The sequence below is a fragment of the Actinomyces sp. AC-20-1 genome (genome assembly GCF_023369555.1).
In the GTDB taxonomy this organism is placed as follows: domain Bacteria; phylum Actinomycetota; class Actinomycetes; order Actinomycetales; family Actinomycetaceae; genus Actinomyces.
The window spans coordinates 25,693-45,523 of sequence record NZ_JACJVC010000011.1 but is presented as its reverse complement, the minus strand read 5'-3'; the positions used below and the strand labels follow the sequence as shown (position 1 = coordinate 45,523).

17 protein-coding genes and 2 tRNA genes are annotated in these 19,831 nt (G+C 71.7%); 11 read left to right on the top strand and 8 right to left on the bottom strand.

What is annotated here, in order from left to right; all coding sequences use genetic code 11:
• Positions 1-49 precede the first annotated feature (49 nt).
• Positions 50-973, bottom strand: coding sequence for a cysteine synthase A (gene cysK, locus H6X67_RS07680; protein ID WP_249369902.1), 924 nt, complete (start codon positions 971-973; stop codon positions 50-52).
• A gap of 462 nt (positions 974-1,435) precedes the next feature.
• The gene (locus tag H6X67_RS07675) at positions 1,436-2,113 is read right to left on the bottom strand and encodes an IMPACT family protein (protein ID WP_249368359.1); all 678 of its coding nucleotides are present in this window, start codon (positions 2,111-2,113) and stop codon (positions 1,436-1,438) included.
• Positions 2,114-2,292: 179 nt separating this feature from the next.
• On the opposite strand from H6X67_RS07675, the gene rpmF reads away from it, so the two are divergent.
• The 5 genes from rpmF to tig all read left to right on the top strand — a co-directional run bounded on the left by rpmF (position 2,293) and on the right by tig (position 4,554).
• Positions 2,293-2,457 carry a 50S ribosomal protein L32 gene (rpmF, locus tag H6X67_RS07670; protein ID WP_067942450.1) on the top strand — a complete coding sequence of 55 codons (165 nt, stop codon included), beginning with the start codon at positions 2,293-2,295 and terminating at the stop codon, positions 2,455-2,457.
• Positions 2,458-2,492: 35 nt separating this feature from the next.
• A tRNA-Gly gene (locus tag H6X67_RS07665) sits at positions 2,493-2,563 on the top strand.
• 55 nt (positions 2,564-2,618) lie between these two features.
• Positions 2,619-2,695 (top strand) — tRNA-Pro (locus tag H6X67_RS07660).
• Positions 2,695-2,985, top strand: coding sequence for an FMN-dependent dehydrogenase (locus tag H6X67_RS07655; RefSeq protein ID WP_249368361.1), 291 nt, complete (start codon positions 2,695-2,697; stop codon positions 2,983-2,985). The genes H6X67_RS07660 and H6X67_RS07655 overlap by 1 nt, the downstream gene beginning before the upstream one ends.
• 156 nt (positions 2,986-3,141) lie before the next feature.
• Complete coding sequence (tig, locus tag H6X67_RS07650; RefSeq protein ID WP_249368363.1) at positions 3,142-4,554, top strand: trigger factor; 1,413 nt, start codon at positions 3,142-3,144, stop codon at positions 4,552-4,554.
• A gap of 147 nt (positions 4,555-4,701) precedes the next feature.
• On the opposite strand, the gene H6X67_RS07645 is transcribed toward tig, so the two are convergent.
• A complete protein-coding gene (locus H6X67_RS07645) occupies positions 4,702-5,043 on the bottom strand; it encodes a cupin domain-containing protein (RefSeq protein ID WP_249368364.1) in 342 nt (113 codons plus the stop codon).
• Positions 5,044-5,163: 120 nt separating this feature from the next.
• Positions 5,164-6,087: a class I SAM-dependent methyltransferase gene (locus tag H6X67_RS07640; RefSeq protein ID WP_306468463.1), complete on the bottom strand. Its 924-nt coding sequence runs from the start codon at positions 6,085-6,087 to the stop codon at positions 5,164-5,166.
• A gap of 190 nt (positions 6,088-6,277) precedes the next feature.
• Between H6X67_RS07640 and H6X67_RS07635 the strand changes: the two genes are divergently transcribed.
• The 4 genes from H6X67_RS07635 (at position 6,278) to H6X67_RS07620 (ending at position 9,440) form a co-directional block, all read left to right on the top strand.
• On the top strand, positions 6,278-6,898 hold the full coding sequence (locus H6X67_RS07635) for a ClpP family protease (protein ID WP_249368367.1): 621 nt from the start codon (positions 6,278-6,280) through the stop codon (positions 6,896-6,898).
• A 1-nt stretch (position 6,899) separates the two neighbouring features.
• Positions 6,900-7,589, top strand: coding sequence for an ATP-dependent Clp protease proteolytic subunit (locus H6X67_RS07630; protein WP_249368369.1), 690 nt, complete (start codon positions 6,900-6,902; stop codon positions 7,587-7,589).
• Between the two features lie 190 nt (positions 7,590-7,779).
• Positions 7,780-9,072, top strand: coding sequence for an ATP-dependent Clp protease ATP-binding subunit ClpX (clpX, locus tag H6X67_RS07625; RefSeq protein WP_249368371.1), 1,293 nt, complete (start codon positions 7,780-7,782; stop codon positions 9,070-9,072).
• On the top strand, positions 9,069-9,440 hold the full coding sequence (locus H6X67_RS07620; RefSeq protein ID WP_249368373.1) for a chorismate mutase: 372 nt from the start codon (positions 9,069-9,071) through the stop codon (positions 9,438-9,440). Before clpX ends, H6X67_RS07620 begins: the two co-directional genes overlap by 4 nt.
• A 131-nt stretch (positions 9,441-9,571) precedes the next feature.
• Here H6X67_RS07620 and H6X67_RS07615 read toward each other — a convergent pair whose 3' ends face one another.
• Positions 9,572-11,371, bottom strand: a complete 1,800-nt coding sequence (locus tag H6X67_RS07615) for an AMP-dependent synthetase/ligase (protein WP_396121331.1) — start codon at positions 11,369-11,371, stop codon at positions 9,572-9,574.
• A 251-nt stretch (positions 11,372-11,622) separates the two neighbouring features.
• The gene (locus tag H6X67_RS07610; RefSeq protein ID WP_249368393.1) at positions 11,623-13,509 is read right to left on the bottom strand and encodes an AMP-dependent synthetase/ligase; all 1,887 of its coding nucleotides are present in this window, start codon (positions 13,507-13,509) and stop codon (positions 11,623-11,625) included.
• A 194-nt stretch (positions 13,510-13,703) separates the two neighbouring features.
• On the opposite strand from H6X67_RS07610, the gene H6X67_RS07605 reads away from it, so the two are divergent.
• Both H6X67_RS07605 and H6X67_RS07600 read left to right on the top strand, forming a co-directional pair.
• Positions 13,704-15,215, top strand: a complete 1,512-nt coding sequence (locus H6X67_RS07605; protein ID WP_249368376.1) for an MFS transporter — start codon at positions 13,704-13,706, stop codon at positions 15,213-15,215.
• Positions 15,199-15,756, top strand: coding sequence for a TetR/AcrR family transcriptional regulator (locus H6X67_RS07600; RefSeq protein ID WP_249368377.1), 558 nt, complete (start codon positions 15,199-15,201; stop codon positions 15,754-15,756). Before H6X67_RS07605 ends, H6X67_RS07600 begins: the two co-directional genes overlap by 17 nt.
• A gap of 109 nt (positions 15,757-15,865) precedes the next feature.
• On the opposite strand, the gene valS is transcribed toward H6X67_RS07600, so the two are convergent.
• Both valS and H6X67_RS07590 read right to left on the bottom strand, forming a co-directional pair.
• A complete protein-coding gene (valS, locus tag H6X67_RS07595) occupies positions 15,866-18,655 on the bottom strand; it encodes a valine--tRNA ligase (protein ID WP_249368378.1) in 2,790 nt (929 codons plus the stop codon).
• A 327-nt stretch (positions 18,656-18,982) separates the two neighbouring features.
• A complete protein-coding gene (locus tag H6X67_RS07590) occupies positions 18,983-19,759 on the bottom strand; it encodes a DUF3800 domain-containing protein (protein WP_249368380.1) in 777 nt (258 codons plus the stop codon).
• Positions 19,760-19,831 lie beyond the last annotated feature (72 nt).

Genomic DNA, 19,831 nt, shown 5'->3' with positions numbered 1-19,831 from the left:
ACGCCGACGGCGGCCCTCCTGTTCCCGGTGGGGCCGCCGTCGGCGGGTCTCAGTTGAGGTACTCGCTGTACAGCGGGGTGGACAGGTAGCGCTCACCCGTGTCCGGCAGGACGGTGACGATCGTCTTGCCGGCGAGCTCGGGCCGCTGCGAGAGCAGGTCGGCGGCCGCCAGGGCCGCACCGGAGGAGATGCCGACGAGCAGCCCCTCCTCACGGGCCGCGCGACGGGCGTAGGTCAGGGCGTCCTCGGAGCTGATGTGCAGCAGCTCGTCCCAGATGCCCTGGTCAAGGACCTCGGGGACGATGTTGGGCCCGATGCCCTGGATCTTGTGGGGCGCGGCGCTGCCCTCGCTCAGCAGCGGGGACTCGGTGGGCTCGACGCCGTAGACGCGCACGCCCGGGACCCTCTCGCGCAGGACGGTGCCCACACCGGTGAGGGTGCCGCCCGTGCCGATGCCGGCCACGAAGGCGTCCACCTGCCCGGCCTGCTCCAGGATCTCCAGGACGGTGGTCTCGCGGTGGACCCTCGGGTTGGCCGGGTTGGTGAACTGGGAGGCCAGGATCGAGTTGGGGGTGGCGGCCTGGACCTCCTCGGCGCGCTTGACGGCCCCGGCGACGCCGCCCTCGCTGGTGAGGACCAGCTCGGCGCCGAAGGCGCGCATGAGGGCGCGGCGCTCCTTGGACATGGTCTCGGGCATCGTGATGATGACCTTGTAGCCCAGGGCAGCGCCGACCATCGCCAGGCCGACCCCGGTGTTGCCGCTGGTGGCCTCGACGATGGTGCCGCCGGGCCTGAGGGCGCCGGAGGCCTCGGCGTCGCGGACGATGGACAGGGCAATGCGGTCCTTGACGCTGCTGGCGGGCTCGAAGGCCTCGACCTTGGCCAGGACGGTGGCCGGGCCGGAGGCCACGCGGTTGATGCGCACGAGCGGGGTGCCGCCGACGGCCTCGGTGATGTTGGACAGGTAGGCCATGATGCTTCTCCTCAGGTGGGGTCCGGCGGGTGCCGGGTGGGGGCTGCCGGGGGTGGTGTCCCGACGGCGGGGCCACCGTCGCGGTGTGCCGTGGGCACGGTGGCGGGGGACGGGGCGGCTCCTGGGAGCCCGAGCGCCGGGCATGCGCGCAGCGACGCGCGCACGGTGTCGAGGCCTGGCGCCCTACAGACACCGGCCACAGGAGGCGGACATCACGCGCATGACGCTGGCGGCGGTCATGGGGTCCTCCCTTCCTGTGCGTGGCCGGCCGGGCGTGGAGCCGACGGCCTGCTGGTCTGGGGGGACCATAGACCCCGGCCCGGGGAGGGCGTCAAGAAGACCGCATCCTGGTCCGCTGACGGTGGAACGCCGGCCTGTCCGGGACCCGGCCGCCGTCGGGCCCCGGACACCGGGACCGGTGCGGCGGCCCGCTGAGGGCCGGCCGGAGCCGGAGCGTGAGCCTCAGCAGGGCTGCTCGACGACCCGGCTGCCCGCCGCCTGAGGCACCGCGGAGCCCTGGCTCACGGAGGCGAGCAGGGCGGAGAGCCCGTCGGCGTCGGGGGAGTCGGTGGACAGCATGAGGACGGCGTGGGTGGCGCCCCAGACCGTCTCCTCCACGGACAGCGCCCCGTCCCGGGGGCCGGCGAGGGCGCGCAGGTCGGCCTCGAGCCGTCCGGCCTCGCCCACGGGCACGCGCACGTCCCACAGGTGCCGGGTGACCAGGCGTGCGCGCCGCGCCGCGTCCAGCGCCTGGGCGGCGGCCTGGGAGTAGGCCCGCACGAGTCCGCCCGTGCCCAGCAGCGTGCCGCCGAAGTAACGAGTGACGACGACGCTCACCCCCACCAGGCCCGTGCCCCGCAGCACCTCGAGGATCGGCTGGCCGGCCGTGCCCGAGGGCTCGCCGTCGTCGTTGGAGCGCTCGACGGGCAGGGCACTGGGGACGCCGATGACGAAGGCCGAGCAGTGGTGGCGCGCCGTGGGGTGCTCGGCGCGGACCTCGGCGATGAGGGCGCGAGCCTCGGCCTCGGTGTCCGTGCGCGCGGCGCGGGCCAGGAAGTGCGAGCGCCTGACCTCGAGGTCCGTCTCCGGCTGGCGCCCGCGGGCCAGGGTGAGGACGGGGGCGTCGGGGGTTGCTGGCATGGTGGCATCGTCGCAGACCGGAGCGGGTGGCGGGTGCGCCCGGGCGCTGTGCACGGGAGCGATCTCACACGGCGGCGCCGTCGCCGGAGTGGAACCGGGTTGCTCGGAGTCGTTATGGTGTCCCTCGGTCCAGTTTCCGTTGGATCGAAGGATCCCCAGACTTTGAGAGGAGCGGGCTCATGGCAGTGCCGAAGCGGAAGATGTCCCGCAGCAACACCCGTAACCGCCGTTCGCAGTGGAAGGCCGAGCTCACCGAGCTCAACACCATCCGCGTCGCCGGTCGCGAGATCACCGTGCCCCGCCGCCTGGCGAAGGCCTACAAGACCGGTCTCATCGAGCACTGAGACCTGGGCGGGCCGGTCCTCCGGCTCACGTCCTCGCGGGTGTAGCTCAATGGTAGAGCCTCTGCCTTCCAAGCAGATTGCGCGGGTTCGATTCCCGTCACCCGCTCGGTTGACGAGTGAGGCCGTCGTCGGTAGCCCGGCGGCGGCCTCACTCGCACCCACGGGGTGTAGCGCAGCTTGGTAGCGCGCCTGCTTTGGGGGCAGGAGACCGCGGGTTCAAATCCCGCCACCCCGACCATGCCCTCCTACCGCAGTGTCCTGAGCATCGGCGACCTCGCACCGGGTCGCTCACCCCACGACGTCGAGCACGCCGTGCGTGGGGCCGTCGAGGCCACCACCGTCCTCGAGGCCCTCCAGGTCGACGTCGTGCGGGGCGAGCCGCGCGTCACCGCCCGCTTCACCGGTACCGACGACGCCGAGGCCCGCGAGGTCCACGCCCGCACGACCGCTGCGGTCCGGGCCGTCGCCCAGGTCCCGCGCTCGCGCCTGGCCGTGGTGGTCTCCGGCCGCAGCGCCTACCTCGGCTGACGCCGATGACGGGGCGGGGCCCGGGCTCCGGGCCGTTTTTCGCGGCGACGCGCCCTTGCCATAAGATGGCACGGATTGACGCCTCCCGACGGCGTCCGCCGGCTCCGCAGCAGGAGCCGTGCGACTCACCGCACCATGACTTCGGAGCAGAACCCCGTGAAGAGCACTGTCGAGAACCTTGACCCCGCGCGCCTCAAGCTGACCGTGGAGGTCCCCTACGAGGAGCTCAAGCCCAGCCTCGACGCCGCCTACAAGTCGATCGGCTCCCAGATCCAGGTCCCCGGCTTCCGCCGCGGCCACGTCCCCAACCAGGTCATCGACCAGCGCGTGGGGCGCGCCTCCGTCATCCAGGAGGCCGTCAACGGCAAGCTCAACGACTTCTACCGCGAGGCCCTGAACGAGACCGGCCGCGTGCCCATGGCCCAGCCCGAGGTCGAGGTCACCGAGCTGCCCAACCTCACCGGCGCCCAGGGCGGACAGCTCGTCTTCACCGCCGAGGTCATCGTCCGCCCCGAGATCGAGCTGCCCGAGCTCGACGGCCTCGAGATCACGGTCGACCCCGTCACGGTCACCGACGAGGACGTCGAGACCGAGCTCGAGAACCTGCGCGCCCGCTTCGGCTCCCTCAAGGCCGTCAAGCGCAAGGCCAAGACCGGCGACTTCGTCACCATCGACCTCAAGGCCGTCATCGACGGCGAGGAGGTCGACTCCGCCTCCGGCGTCTCCTACGAGATCGGCAAGGGCAACATGCTCAAGGGCCTCGACACCGCCCTGCGCGGCCTCAAGGCCGAGGAGTCCGCCACCTTCACCACCACCCTGGCCGGCGGCGAGCACGAGGGCGAGGAGGCCGAGGTCACCGTCACCGCCTCCGCCGTCAAGCAGCGCGAGCTGCCCGAGGCCGACGACGACTTCGCCCAGATGGCCTCCGAGTTCGACACCATCGACGAGCTGCGCGAGGACCTGCGCACGCAGGCTGCCCAGCGCAAGGCCGGCGACCAGGCCATCGCCGCCCGCGACGGCCTGCTCGACGTCCTGCGCGAGAAGGTCGTCCTCGACGTCCCCGAGGCCCTGGTCGACCAGGAGGTCAGCGCCCACCTCAAGGCCGAGGGCAAGAAGGACGACGACCCGCACGCCGCCGAGATCCGTGAGGACATCTCCACCGGCGTGCGCGACCAGATCATCCTCGACGTCCTCGCCGAGCAGATCGACGCCAACGTCTCCCAGGACGAGCTCATCGACTTCCTCGTCCAGACGGCCCAGCAGTACGGCATGGAGCCCGCCCAGTTCATGCAGGGCGCCCAGCAGGCCGGCCAGATCCCGGCCTTCGTCTCCGAGATCGCCCGCAACAAGTCCCTCGCCCTGGCCCTGCGCCAGGTGAGCGTCAAGGACACCGACGGCGCCGACGTCGACCTCACGGAGTTCATCGGCTCCGACGAGCGCGACGCCCAGAAGATCGTCTCCGAGGTCGAGCGCCTCGCCTCCCCGACCGACACCGACTCGGCGGGCTCCGCCTCCTCCGCGAGCGCGGCCTCCAGCGCCTCCTCCGCCTCCGCGGCCAGCGCCGAGTGACCTGATCCCAGGAGGCTCCCGTGAGGGCCCCGCGCCTGCCGGCGCGGGGCCCTCACGTGCGTCTGAGCCGGGGCCGTGCCCGGGTCCCGCCTCCTGGTCGCCCGCAGTCCCGGGTGCGTGGAGGAGGTGGCGGCAGGAGGGTGCTCGTCAGCGGCCGCCGACCTCGACCATGACGAGCTGCATCCGGCAGGCGGTCACGGCCGTCAGGGCGTGGCGCTCGCCCGGGGCCAGGTAGACGACGTCGCCGGCGGCCAGCCGCTCGGTGCGCTCCCCGACGGAGAAGTCCATCTCGCCCTCCAGGAGCGTGACGACGACGGCCTTGGGGGAGGCGTGCTCGGTGAGCATCTGGCCCGCGTCGAAGGTGAAGACGACGGTGCGCAGGACCTCGTTGTTGACGACGACGCGCGAGGTCGTCGCCTCCTCGGAGACCGGCAGGGCCTCGTTCAGTCCCAGGCGGAACAGGGACTCGGTGACAGGGGTGGTGGGCATGTCGGTTTCCTCTCGGGTGGTGGGTCTCGGTGTGCTGGGGGAGGGGACTGGCCCGGGTGCCCGGGTGTTCGACGGCGACGGCGTGGTCCGCGGAGCCAGCCGGGCTCCGTGTGAGGGGGCTCAGCCCTCGGTGGGCTCAGTGGTCTCAGTAGTGGTCTCAGTGGGCTCGCTGGCCTCGGCCGGCTTGCGCGCCACGAGGGCGACGGCGGTCAGCGCCCTGGCCCGCAGGCGGAACAGCCAGCGCATGCTCCTCACCCGCTCCCGCGCCCCCGGCGTGCGGACCATGCGCACCACGAAACGGGCGGCCCCGATCAGGCCCTCGTCCTGGACCAGGCGGCGGGGCTCGAGCAGGTGCATGGGGGCGGTGCCGCTCCACTCGACGACCAGGCCGGCCTCCGTGAGCAGCCGGCTCCAGCCGGCCACGGTCAGGGGACGCGCCCCGACCCTGATGGCGCGGGAGATCTCCTTGCGGGTGGCCTCGACCTCGCTGTCCGTCAGGTCCCCTCGCAGCGCCAGCTCGTGGATGGCGTAACGCCCGCCGGGGGCGAGCAGGCGCGTCGCCTCGGCGACGATCTCGCGCTTGTGGGCATCCGGCTGCATGGTGAGCATCGCCTCGCCCACGACGAGGTCGGCGCTGGCGCCCGGCAGCCCCGTCCGCGAGGCATCGGCGACCACGTAGGCCGCCTCGGGGTGTCCGTCGAGGACGGCGGCGACCTGCTCACGGCCCTCGGGGTGGGGATCCACACCCCGGTAGGAGGAGGGGCGCGTGGCCAGCAGCAGCTCGGCGGTCCGGCCCACTCCGGGCCCCAGCTCGACCAGGCGCTGGCCGGGCTGCAGCGCGCAGGCGTCCAGCATGCGGCGGGTCAGCGCGATGCCGCCCGGCCGCAGGACCCGCTTGCCGAGCACGGCCAGGAGCCAGTGACCCTGCATCCGGGTGGCCTCGGGCGCCTGGCGGCTGCCGCGCGGTGCCGGGGCACCGGGGTCCTGGGCGGGGTCCTGGGCAGCGCCGTCGGGACTGGCGGAGGCTGTCGACCCCGTCTCCATTTGTTCTCCTTAGCCCGTGAATAATCTGCGCTCAGGCTACCCTTCCGCCCCGTCCCGCTCCTGTGATCCTCGTCCCCGGCACCCGCACAGCCCCCGGCGGTGAGGCCGTGAGCGAAAACGGCCCGGAGGCGGGCATGGGGGAGGGCGGCAGGGCGTTAGCGTTGGCGTCAACGAACACGAGAGGACTGACGTGAGCGAGCACTTCACGCCCAGCGCCGCCGACGGCCCCGGTGCCGGACTCGGCCTGACCGACTCCATCTACAACCGCCTCCTCAAGGAGCGGATCATCTGGCTCGGCTCCGAGGTGCGCGACGACAACGCGAACGCCATCTGCGCCCAGATGCTGCTGCTGGCCGCCGAGGACCCCGAGCGCGACATCTACCTCTACATCAACAGCCCCGGCGGCTCCGTCACCGCCGGCATGGCCATCTACGACACGATGCAGTACGTCGAGCCCGACGTCGCCACCGTCGCCACAGGCCTGGCCGCCTCCATGGGCCAGCACCTGCTCTCGGCCGGCGCCAAGGGCAAGCGCTACCTCACCCCGCACGCCCGCGTGCTCATGCACCAGCCCTCCGGCGGCGCGGGCGGCTCCGCCACCGACATCCGCATCAACGCCGACCTCATCATCAAGATGAAGCAGGAGCTCGCCGAGATCACGGCCGCCAACACCGGCCACACGGTCGAGGAGATCCTGCGCGACTCCGACCGCGACCACTGGTTCAGCGCCCAGGAGGCCCTGGAGTACGGCTTCGTCGACCACATCGTGCGCTCCAGCCGGGAGATCGGCCAGCAGAACGGAGAGAACTGACATGACCGGCTCCCGCCCCTACTTCGACGCCCTGGGCCGCCAGCTCGAGGCCGCCGCCCCCGCGCACCTGCCGACGGCGCGCTACATCATGCCGCAGTTCGAGGAGCGCACCGCCTACGGCTTCAAGCGCCAGGACGCCTACTCCAAGCTCTTCGAGGACCGCATCGTCTTCCTCGGGGTGCAGGTCGACGACGCCTCCGCCGACGACGTCATGGCCCAGCTCCTCGTCCTGGAGTCCCAGGACCCCGACGGCCTCATCACGATGTACATCAACAGCCCCGGCGGCTCCTTCACCGCCCTGACGGCCATCTACGACACGATGCAGTACATCAAGCCGCAGGTGCAGACCGTCTGCCTGGGCCAGGCCGCCTCGGCCGCCGCCGTCCTGCTCGCCGCGGGCAGCCCGGGCAAGCGCCTGGCGCTGCCCAACGCCCGCATCCTCATCCACCAGCCCGCCATGGAGGGGGTGCAGGGCCAGGCCTCCGACATCGAGATCGTCGCCGACGAGATCGACCGGATGCGCTCCTGGCTCGAGCAGACGCTCGCGGCCCACACCGGCCAGAGCATCGAGAAGGTCCACCAGGACCTCGAGCGCGACAAGATCCTCACCGCCGCGGCGGCCCAGGAGTACGGCCTGGTCGACCAGGTCCTCGTCTCGCGCAAGACCCCGCCCTCGCCCCACTCGGCCTGAGCGGCAGCGGGCACCCGGCCCGCCGCTGACGTGAGGGAGCCCGACGACGCAGCCCGCGCCGTCGGGCTCCACCACAGGGGCCCGCAGCGCCCCGGCGCCAACGAGGACCGGCGTGCCCCGGGCGCGCCGGAGCCACCGCCCCGTAGGCTGAGACAGTCCCCGCGCAGGGCGGGGCGGAACCGGAGGAAACGTGGCACGCAGCGCTGAGAGCGTCGACCTTCTCAAGTGCTCCTTCTGCGGCAAGAGCCAGAAGCAGGTCAAGAAGCTCATCGCCGGGCCCGGCGTCTACATCTGCGACGAGTGCATCGAGCTGTGCAACGAGATCGTCGACGAGGAGCTGGGCGAGTCCGGCGCGGGCGTGCCCCTCGAGCTGCCCAAGCCGCAGGAGATCTTCAGCTTCCTCAACCAGTACGTCATCGGCCAGGAGAGCGCCAAGCGCGCCATGAGCGTGGCCGTCTACAACCACTACAAGCGCGTCCAGGTGCGTGAGCGCGCCGTCGCCGAGGGCGACGGCCTCGAGCTCGGCAAGTCCAACATCCTCCTGCTCGGCCCCACCGGCACCGGCAAGACCCACCTGGCCCGCACCCTCGCCCGCTACCTCGACGTGCCCTTCGCCATCGTCGACGCCACGGCCCTGACCGAGGCCGGCTACGTGGGTGAGGACGTGGAGAACATCCTCCTCAAGCTCATCCAGGCCGCCGACGGCGACGTCAAGCGGGCCGAGAAGGGCATCATCTACATCGACGAGATCGACAAGATCGGGCGCAAGAGCGAGAACGCCTCGATCACCCGCGACGTCTCCGGTGAGGGCGTCCAGCAGGCCCTGCTCAAGATCATCGAGGGCACCACCGCCTCCGTCCCGCCCGGGGGAGGGCGCAAGCACCCCCACCAGGAGTTCCTGGAGATCGACACGACGAACATCCTGTTCATCGCGGCCGGCGCCTTCGCCGGCATCGAGGACATCGTCCGCCAGCGCCAGCGCAAGGAGTCCGGCGCCTCCTCCCTCGGCTTCGGCGGGGTCCTCGCCCAGAGCGGCACGGAGGGCCTGACCTCCCAGGTGCGCCCCGAGGACCTGCACAAGTTCGGCCTCATCCCCGAGTTCATCGGCCGCCTGCCCGTCATCGCCACCGTCCAGGACCTCGGGGTGCCCGAGCTCGTGCGCGTCATGACCGAGCCGAAGAACGCCCTCGTCTCGCAGTACCAGTACCTCTTCAGCCTCGACGGCGTCGAGCTCGAGATGACGCCCGAGGCCATCGAGGCCGTCGCCCGCCTGGCCCTGGCGCGCAAGACGGGCGCCCGCGGGCTGACGAGCATCGTGGAGGAGGTGCTCGGCGACGCCATGTTCGAGGTGCCCTCCATGCCGGAGGTCGGTCGCGTCGTCGTCGACGCCGACGCGGTCGCCGGGCGCTCGCGACCGCGCTACGAGGCGGGCTCCGGCACCCTGACCTCCACGAGCAAGGGCGAGCGGAGCCGCACCGCATGAGCGCGGAGCGTCACACCGACCCGCAGGACCCCCGCCCCGCACGGGGCGCGGAGCGCGTCGAGGCGCCCGCCGCGGGGGTGCCGCCCCAGCTGGCCGCCTACCGCGCCACCATCGACAACCTCGACGCCGCCCTCGTGCACCTGCTCGCGGAGCGCTTCCGCTGCACCCAGCAGGTCGGCCTGCTCAAGGCCGAGCTCGACCTGCCGCCGTCGGACCCGGCGCGTGAGGAGCGCCAGGTCAGGCGCCTGCGCGCCCTGGCCGAGGACTCCGGGCTGGACCCGGTCTTCGCGGAGAAGTTCTTCGCCTTCATCGTCGCGGAGGTCATCCGCCACCACGAGGCGATCCGCGACGCCCGCACACCCGCCTGACACGGGGCAGGGACCCGGCCGAGCCCGAGAAGGGGGCGGGACCGCTCGCGGCTGCCCCTGCAAGGGCCGCAGCCTCCCGGCCGGGCAGCGAGCGGGCCCCGGGCGCGCCGTCCCGAGGCCCGGTGCCTGTGTCAGCCGCGCGCGGCGGGGGCTGAGGGCACCTTGGTGTAGAGCTCGTCGATCTCCTGGGCGAAGCGGGAGACCGCCTCGGCCCGGCGCACCTTGAGCGAGGGCGTCAGCAGCCCGTTCTCCACCGTGAAGTCCGTCGGCAGCACCGTGAAGGTGCGGATCGACTCAGCGCGCGAGACCGCCTCGTTGGCGCGGGCGACCGCCTTCTCCAGGGCGGCGAGCACACGCGGGTCCGTGGCGGCGGCCACCGGGTCCATCGCCTCCAGGCCGTGGGAGGACAGCCACAGGGGCAGCATCTCCGCGTCCAGGGTCACCAGGGCCCCAATGCAGGGACGGTTGTCGCCGACGACGAGCACCTGGCTCACCAGGGGGTGCGCCCGCAGGCGGTCCTCCAGGAGGGCCGGGGCGACGTTCTTGCCGCCGGCGGTGACGATGAGCTCCTTCTTGCGGCCCGTGATGCGCAGGTGCCCGCCAGGTGCGAAGGAGCCGATGTCTCCGGAGCGGAACCATCCGTCCTCGGTGAAGGCCTCGGCGGTGGCCTCCTCGTTGCGGTGGTAGCCGCGGAACAGGCCGATGCCCTGGATGAGGATCTCACCGTCCTCGTCCAGACGGATCCGGGTGCCCGGCAGCGGCAGGCCGACGGAGCCGATGAGGATGTCGTCCGGCGGGTTGACCGTACAGGGGGCGGTGGTCTCGGTCAGGCCGTAGCCCTCGAGGACGACGACGCCGGCGCCCCGGTAGAAGTGGCCCAGGCGCTCGCCCAGCGGGCCGCCGCCGGAGACGACGTGGCGCACACGGCCGCCCATGAGGCCCCGCAGCGTGCGGTAGACGAGGCGGTCGAAGGCGGCGTGCTGGGCGCGCAGGGCCCGGCTGGGGCCCTCGTGGGTGTCGAGGGCGCGCGAGTAGGCGATGGCGGTCTTGGCGGCCATGCGGAAGACCTTCTGCTTGGCGCCCTGGGCGCGGGCGTCGGCCGCGTTGTAGATCTTCTCGAAGACGCGGGGCACGGCCACGACGAAGGTGGGGCGCAGGGTCGCCAGGTCCGTCACGAGGTTCTTGACGTCGGGGGAGTGACCCAGGACGCCGTGGTCGGAGCAGACCACCGTGATCTCGATGAAGCGGCCCAGCACGTGCGCCAGGGGCAGGAAGAGCAGCAGGCGCACGTCCGTGCCGCCCAGGACCTCGGGCACGTGCGCGCAGGTGTTGTAGCCGATGCCCACGAGGTTGCCGTGGGTGAGCTCGGTGCCCTTGGGGCGGCCCGTGGTGCCGGAGGTGTAGACGATGGTGGCCAGGTCCTCGCTCGTCAGGCGCGCGGTGCGCGCGTCGAGCTCGGCGTGGTCCACGCCCTTGCCCTCGGCCATGAGGTCCGTGACCGCGTTCTTCGACAGGGTGACGACGTCGATCTCGTGCAGGCTCGTGCCGGGCTGGGCCGTCGAGGCCAGGGCCCGCAGCATCGTCTCCATGGCCTCGTTCTCGACGACGGCCAGGCGCACGCGCGCGTCGGACAGGATCCACTCCGCCTGCTCGGCGGAGGAGGTCTCGTAGACGGGCACGACGACGAGGCCGGCCTCCCAGGCGGCGAAGTCCACGAGCGTCCACTCGAAGCAGGTGTGCGCCATGATGGCGATGGTGTCGCCCGGCCTCAGGCCGCGCGCGACGAGCCCTGCGGCCACCTCGCGCACCTGGGCGCGGAAGGCGGTGGCGCTCATGTCGCGCCAGCTCCTGCCCAGGGAGGACTTGCGGGCGAAGAGGGTGCCCCGGGGGTTGCGGCGCACGCGGTCCGCCAGCGCCCAGGGGGCGGTCATGCCAGCGTGGACGGGGATGAGCAGCTCGGTGGAGTACTCCCGGGCCGTGGTGGGACGACGCCCCGGCGTCTCGGGGGTGGCGGCGACAGCGGATTCGGTCATAACGACAAGTGTGGGCCCGTGTCCTCGGTTTGGGGGCCGGTGAACCCGCCAGGTCTGGGGCCCGAGTCCTGTGGAATCCACGGACTCCACGGGAAGTGGTGCGCCGGTGTGCGCCGGGAGACGCGCTCCCGGCGCACACCGGCACAGGCTCAGCCGTCCTGCGGGCCCTTGCGGGTGGAGGCGTAGATGTCCGCCACGGCGTCGGCGTGCACACGCATGACGGCGGCGCGCTTGACCTTGAGCGAGGGCGTGAGCAGCCCGTTGGCCTCGGTGAAGTCCGTGGTGAGCACCCGGTAGGCGCGGATCGACTCCGCGCGGGAGACGGCGCGGTTGGCGCGCGCCACGGCCCGGTCGAGGGCGGCGAGCACCTGGGGGTGGCGCGAGGCCTCGACGACGTCCATCTCCGCGAGCCCGTGGTTGACCAGCCACTGCGGCAGCATCTCCTTGTCGAGGGTGACGAGCGCGGCGATGAAGGGCTCGCCGTCGCCGACGACGACGACCTGGCTCACGAGCGGGTGGCCGCGCAGGCGGTCCTCGAGGATCGCCGGGGCGACGTTCTTGCCGCCGGCGGTGACGATGAGCTCCTTCTTGCGGCCGGTGATGCGGATCCAGCCGTCCTCGTCGATGGAGCCGATGTCGCCGGTGCGGAACCATCCGTCCTCGGTGAAGGCCTCGGCGTTGGCGGCCGGGTTGTTGTGGTAGCCGGAGAAGACGCCCACCCCCGTGACCTCGATCTCGCCGTCGGCGCTCACGCGCACCTTGTTGCCGCACACGGGCGGGCCGACGGTGCCGATCTTGTTGCGGATGTCGAGGTTGACGCTGGTGGGGCCGATGGTCTCGGTCAGCCCGTAGCCCTCGAGGATGATGAGGCCCAGGCCCCGGTAGAAGTGCCCCAGGCGCTCGCCCAGGGGCCCGCCGCCGGAGATCGCGTAGCGGGCGTTGGGGCCCAGGAGCGCACGGATCGTGCGGAAGACGAGACGGTCCGCCGCGGCGTGCTGCGCCTTGAGGGCGGCCGAGGGGCCCTGGGGGGTGTCGAGGGCCCGCGAGTAGGCGATGGCCGTCTTGGCCGCCCAGCGGAAGATCTTGAGCCTGGCGCCCGAGCCGGCCTTGGCGTCGGCCGCGTTGTAGATCTTCTCCAGGACGCGGGGCACGGCCAGGACGTAGGTGGGGCCGAAGGCCTTGAGGTCCGGCAGGAGGGTCTTGGGGTCGGAGTGGCCCAGGACCCCGTTGCCCGCCAGGGCCAGGGTCTGCAGGAAGCGGGCGTAGGAGTGGGCCAGGGGCAGGAAGAGCAGCAGGCGGGTGTCCTCGGAGAACAGGACGTCCGGGATCCACCTCACCCCGTTCCACGCCAGTCCCGCCACGGTGCGGTGGGTGAGCTCGACGCCCTTGGGGCGTCCGGTCGTGCCGGAGGTGTAGATGATGGAGTACACGTCCGAGGCGCTGATGGCGGCGGTGCGGGCGTCCAGGACGGCGCGGCTGATCTCCGCGCCGGCGGTGACCAGGTCCGTGAGGGCGTCGCGGTCGAGGGACAGGACGTCGACGCTGTGGGCGTCCTCGTGGGCGGCGGAGTAGGCGGCGACCGCCTGGCGGACGATCTCGGCCAGGGCGGTGGACTCGGTGATGACCAGGCGCAGGGCCGCGTCCTCGAGGATCCACTCGATCTGCTCGGCGGAGTCCGTCTCGTAGATGGGCACGGAGACGAGGCCGGCGCGGGCGATGGCCATGTCGAGCAGGGTCCACTCGTAGGAGGTGTGCGCCATGAGGCCGACGGTCTGCCCGGCCTCGAGGCCCAGGCCGATGAGGCCGGAGGCCATCCGGGCCACCTCCTCGCCGAAGGAGCGGGCGGTGACGGGGACCCACGTGTTGCCGAGGGGGGACTTGCGCTCGATGACCGTGCGCTCGGGGGCGCGCTCGATGCGGTCGGCCAGCAGCCATGGGATCGTCCAGGTGTCGTCGGGCTCCGCGATGAGGGGGCTGACGGCGACGCCGTCGATGACCCGGGGTAAGCCGGCCACTGACGGGGTTCCGGTGGACATAGGGGCGCGCAGCGCGGGGGAGTCGGTCATCCGCGCATTGTCTCAGCCGCCGCGGTGGCTGTGTGAGGGGCGCTCCGAGGAAATGCACGCCATGGTCTTGGAGGATTCCACGGGGTCGTGGCGCCTGGGTGCCAGTGCGTGGAGGGCAAGGTCACATCTTATTACCATACCGGATGTCCGGTACTGTTTGGGTCATGAGCAACACCCTCACCGTCGCACCGCCCCAGCAGGGCGCCCCGGCCGCGAGCCCGACCACCCGCGGGCAGCGGTGGACCTTCTTCACCATCATCTCCCTGGGCCTGCTCATGATCGGCCTGGACAACTCCATCCTCTACACCGCCCTGCCCCAGCTCAACGAGCAGCTGCACGCCACCGAGACCCAGCAGCTGTGGGTCGTCAACGCCTACCCCCTCGTCCTGGCGGGCCTGCTGCTGGGCACCGGCACCCTCGGCGACAGGATCGGCCACCGCCGCATGTTCGTCCTCGGCCTGGGCGCCTTCGGGCTCGCCTCCCTCGCCGCGGCCCTCGCCCCCACCGCCTGGGCGCTGGTCGCCGCCCGCGCCCTCCTGGGACTCGGCGCCGCCATCATGATGCCCGCCACCCTGGCCCTCATCCGCCTCACTTTCGACGACGAGATCGAGCGCAACACCGCCATCGGCATCTGGGGCTCGGTCGCCGTCGTCGGAGCCGCCGCCGGCCCCACCGTCGGCGGTCTCCTCCTCGAGCACTTCTGGTGGGGGTCCGTCTTCCTCATCAACGTGCCCATCGTCGCCGCCGCCCTCGCCCTCACGCTGCGGCTCGCGCCGCCCAACGTCGCCAACCCCGCCAAGAGCTGGGACGCCCTGTCCAGCCTCTACGCGCTGGCCGCCCTGTCCAGCCTCGTCCTGGCCATCAAGTCCTCCGCCCGTGCCGACTGGGGGCTCGTGGCGGTCGCCGCAGCTGTCGCGGCCACCGCCGCAGGGCTCTTCGTGCGCCGCCAGCAGCACCTGGACGAGCCTCTGCTCACCTTCGACGTCTTCCGCTCGCGCGTCTTCACCGGAGGCGTCATCACCGCCGGCGGCGCCATGCTCGCCCTCGCCGGCACGGAGATGCTCACCACACAGAAGCTCCAGCTCGTCAACGGGCTCAGCCCCCTCCAGGCCGGCCTGACCATCTCCGCCATGGCCATCGCCGCCCTGCCGACCTCCGCCCTGGGAGGAGCGAACCTGCACCGGGTCGGGTTCCTGCCCCTCATCAGCGGAGGCTTCACCCTCATCGCCGCCGGACTGGGCGGGATGTGGTGGTCCGGCCACAACGGCGCCTCCGGGCTCTTCACCGCCGCCATGGTCCTCGTCGGCCTCGGTGCCGGACTGACCATGTCCGTGTCCTCCACCGCCATCATCGGCGCCGCACCGGCCCACCGCGCAGGCATGGCCGCGGGCGTGGAGGAGGTCTCCTACGAGCTCGGGACCCTGCTGTCCATCGCCCTCACCGGGTCCCTGGTCTCCGTGCTCATGGAGAGCCGGCTGCCCGCCGGGCTCAGGGAGAAGGGGATGGAGGCCCTCTACTCTCCCAGCACGCACGAGGCCGCGGCCGCCGCGTACGATTCCGGGTACCTCACCACGGTGGGCCTGCTCGCCGTCGTCGTCATCACCCTGGCGGCGGCCACCGCCTGGTGCTTCCGCGACAACCCGAGGTCAGGGGGACACGGTGCCTCGCACGAGTAAGAAGACCCAGGTCCTCGAGGCGGCCCTGGGCATCATCGAGGCCGACGGCGTCCAGGCGCTCACCTACGAGTCCCTGGCCGCCGCCACCGGCATGTCGAGGTCCGGGCTCCTCTACCACTTCCCCTCCCGCCACGAGATGCTGGTGGACTGCCACCGCTACGGCGCCGCCAGGTGGGAGGCCGAGCTCGAGTCGCTCGCCGGCGGACGCAGGGCCGAGGAGCTCACGAGCGCTGAGCGACGGCGCGCCCTCGTGCTCTCCCTGGGCAAGACCGACCCGCTCATCGAGCTGCTCATGACCCTCCACGCCCAGCAGCACCCGGACTACGCCGCCTGCTGGGACGAGGTGGAGTCGCGCTGGATGCACCCGCAGCCGGGAGCCGACGACGGCCAGGACCTCAGCGAGGTGCTCCTGGTGCTCCTCACCACCGGCCTGTGGGTCCACGACCACCTCAGCTCGCAACGGCTGGACCCCACCACCCGCCAGAAGGTCGTCGACGCGCTCCTGGCGAGGATCGACGCCGGCGAGCCCATCCGCCTCTGAGCCGCCGCCCAGCTCCTCGGTTTGCGCTCGAACGTACGGCGAGCACCCAGGGTGCTCGGACGCAAACCGAGGAGCTCGAGGAGGGCCCGACGGCGGTGGTGGCGACGGCTCAGCGCGCCGGCTTGGCCGGGGGCTCGCCCAGGACGTGCTCCGTGACGACGACGGCGCCCCCCGCCTCGCCGTCGGCCGGGGCGGCCGTGGTGAGGGTGAGCGGCCCGGTGACCTTCGCGGCCTCGACCAGGTCCGCGCGCACGGCCTCGACCGCCGCCGCCAGGTCCTGGGCCACCGCCAGGGTGACGGACTCCAGCGGCGTCTTCTGCGAGACCTTCGCCTCCGACTTGACCTTGCGCAGCGCGGCCAGCGCCAGGCCCGCGTGGCCCACCAGCGCGGCCTCGGCCTCGCCGGCGGCCTCGCGCAGGGGCGCGGAGGCCGGCCACGCCGAGCGGTGCACGGAGCCGGTGCGGTACCAGGACCACACCTCCTCGGTGACGAAGGGCAGGAAGGGGGCCAGCAGGCGCACGAAGGTGTCCACGGCGATCGCCAGCGTCGTGCGCGCCGAGCGCACCGCCGCGGCCCCGTGCGTGGAGCCGGCGTCGTTGGCGCGCTCCTTGACGAGCTCGATGTAGTCGTCGCAGAAGGTCCAGAACAGGGACTCCGTGGCCTCGAGGGCCCGGGCGTGCTCATAGCCCTCGAAGGCGGCCGTCGCCGTGTCCACCACGTCCGCCAGGGCGGCCAGCAGCGCCCGGTCGATCTCCTCGGTCACCTCGGAGCCGTCCAGGCTCGGGGCCGGCACCGCCGCCAGCGCGGCCTCGTCCGCGTCCCAGGGCACCCCCATGGACAGGGCGAACTTCGAGGCGTTGAGCACCTTGATGGCCAGGCGCCGGCCGATCTTGATCTGCGTCTCCTCGAAGGCCGGGTCCAGGCCCAGGCGGGCCGAGGCCGCCCAGTAGCGCACGGCGTCGGAGCCGTAGGTGTCCAGCAGGCCCTTGGGGGTGACGACGTTGCCCTTGGACTTGCTCATCTTCTTGTGGTCCTTGTCGAGGATCCACCCGGAGATGCCCGCGTGCCTCCACGGCAGGGCGCCGAACTCGAGGTTGGCGCGCACGACGGAGGAGAAGAGCCAGGTGCGGATGATGTCCTGGCCCTGGGGGCGCAGGTCCATGGGGTAGACGCGCGAGAAGAGGTCCTCGTCGTCGAGCCAGCCGGAGACCAGCTGGGGCGAGAGCGAGGAGGTCGCCCAGGTGTCCATGATGTCGAGCTCTCCGACGAAGCCGCCGGGCACACCGCGCTGGTCCTCCGTGTAGCCGGGGGCCGTGTCCGAGGAGGGGTCCACGGGCAGGGCCGACTCGTCGGGGACGATGACCTCGTCGTACATGGGCTGGCCCTCGTCGTCGAGCCTGTACCACAGGGGGAAGGGCACGCCGAAGAAGCGCTGGCGCGAGATGAGCCAGTCGTTGTTCAGGCCCTTGACCCAGTTCTCGTAGCGCACGCGCATGAAGTCCGGGTGCCACTGCAGGTCCTGGCCGCGCCCGAGCAGCTCGGTGCGAAGGTCCGCGCCGGAGGCCGGGTTGGTCCACGCGGTGCCGCCGTTGCGGATGTACCACTGGCGGGAGGTGACGATCTCCAGGGGCTTGTCGCCCTTCTCGAAGAAGTTCGTCTGGCGCACGGTCCTGGTCGGCTCACCGCGCATCTCGCCGGTGGCCGCCAGGCGCTCGACGAGCACGGCGCGGGCGGAGAAGGTGGTCCTCCCGGCCATCTCGGCGTACATGGCGCGCCCGGCCTCGTCGGTGACCCACTCGGGGGTCTCGGCCTCGAGGCGGCCGTCCTTGCGCAGGATCGCGCGCAGCGGCAGGCCCAGGTCGCGCCACCAGTCGATGTCGGTGGTGTCGCCGAAGGTGCAGCACATGGCGATGCCCGCACCCTTGTCCTTCTCCGCCGCCGGGTGCGCCAGGACGGGCACCTCGACACCGAAGACGGGGGAGGCGACCGTCTGGCCGAACAGCGGATGGAAGCGCTCGTCGTCGGGGTGGGCCACCAGGGCCACGCAGGCCGGCAGGAGCTCGGGGCGGGTCGTCTCGATGCAGATGTCGGCGGTGCCCCCCGGGCCCTCCTCGACAGGCGCCCCGGCAGCCCTGGCGGCCGCCGCGGCCTCGGCGTCGACGATGTGGAAGGCGAGGCGGTGGTAGTGGCCGGGGTACTCGCGCGACTCGAGCTCGGCCTGGGCGACGGCCGTCTGGAAGGTGACGTCCCACAGGCCGGGGGCGGCCGCCTGGTAGGCCTCGCCGCGCTCAAGGTTGCGCAGGAAGGCCGCCTGGGCGACCTTGCGGGCGCGCGGGCCGATGGTCTGGTAGTTCTGCCGCCAGTCGACCGAGAGGCCGAGGTGGCGCCACAGGGCCTCGAACTGGGCCTCGTCCTCGATGGTCAGGCGCTCGCACAGCTCGACGAAGTTGCGTCGCGACACGGGCACCTGGTCGGCGGCCTTGATGGACTTGCCCTCGCCGCCGGCGTGCGGGGGCTCGAAGTCCGGGTTGTAGGGCAGCGTCGGGTCGCAGCGCACACCGAAGTAGTTCTGGACGCGGCGCTCGGTGGGCAGGCCGTTGTCGTCCCAGCCCATCGGGTAGAAGACGGACTTGCCGCGCATGCGCTGGTAGCGGGCGACGGTGTCCGTGTGCGTGTAGGAGAAGACGTGGCCCACGTGCAGGGAGCCGGAGACCGTCGGCGGGGGCGTGTCGATGGAGTAGACCTCCGCGCGCTCGGCGGTGCGGTCGAAGGCGTAGGTGCCCTGCTGCTCCCAGCGCTCGCCCCAGGTGGCCTCCAGGCCGTCGGCGCTGACCCTCGCGGGCACGCGGGGGCTGTGGAGCTCGGAGGGCAGGATCCGGGGGTGCTCAGGTGCAGACATGGGCCTGATTCTGTCACGGGCCGGTGGCTGAGCCCCCGGGCGGGCCCGGCCACCGGCCTGTGAGGTGGGCTACGGGGGTGGAGGCCGGGGCTGGTGTCACGGATTCCTGGTAAGAGCGCTTCTCAATTGAGAGGATCCGCGGAGCTCCGGTGTTCTCGTCACTGCCTGCGAGGGCGGGACACGCTCTGACTAGGGATGAGTGACAGGCTGCCGTCCTCCCCCGGCGCGGGCAGCGCCAGCAGAAAGGGCGGTCCAAGGACCGCCCTTTCACTCACACCGTATCGGTGCTTCGGCTATAGGCCACCAAGGCCCACGCGTCAAAGCGGATCATAGTCCACTGGCTTCTTGGGTCTCAAGTGCGGCGCCGGTCCCCGGCGGGGACGTCTGCGCCTCCTTGTGCTGGTACACCGCGAGCGAGAAGCGGCCGTCAGATGACCTAAACCCGTTGAGGACGGACGAGGCTCCCATACGTGTGCGTATGTAGTCGGATAGTCGAGCCTTGTGGTTGCTCGTCGAAGCGAGTCCGACGCTCGCACGGAACTCGAAGGCAGTGGCCGAGGTGAGCAGGTCCACCGCCTGGATACCGTCAGAGGACCGAGAGTCAAGACGCGCGACGTTCGCGACTGCGAGACGACGCAGTCGGTGGTTGACGTTGTACTTGAGTTGTTCCTCGAACAACACGTGATCAGGGGTCGTGTAGTTGTCAGCGAGAACCGTGGCGATCTCATGTGGACGGATGAGAGCGACGATGAGTTGCTCCGCCATCTTGAGATAGGCGTCCCACTGGTTCCCGAAGCGCTCGACAGGATCGTGCACCTTGCGATCGGCGACGAACATGTAGAACGAGCACTGTCCCTTGCTGAGGACGATGTCCGCAAGGCCTCGATACAGGTCCTGGTCCATGCGACGCATCCCTCCGAAATGGAACTCGTCGAAGAAGCGCTTCTGGGAGCGGTACTTCGTGACAGCGCGCAGCATCTCGGAGGGCACGACGAGCTTGAGCGCGCCGATGGCGAAGAAGCGGTCGCCAGAGGCCGATCCCGTCTCGTCGAGGAAGATGAGAGAGCACGGGTGGTTGGGCGGCAGGCTCTTCTTGGAGGACAACGCAGTTCCTGGGGGTGGCGGAAGACCGGGTAGAGGAGGACCCTCGCCGGACGAGGGTACCTGGTGCCGAGG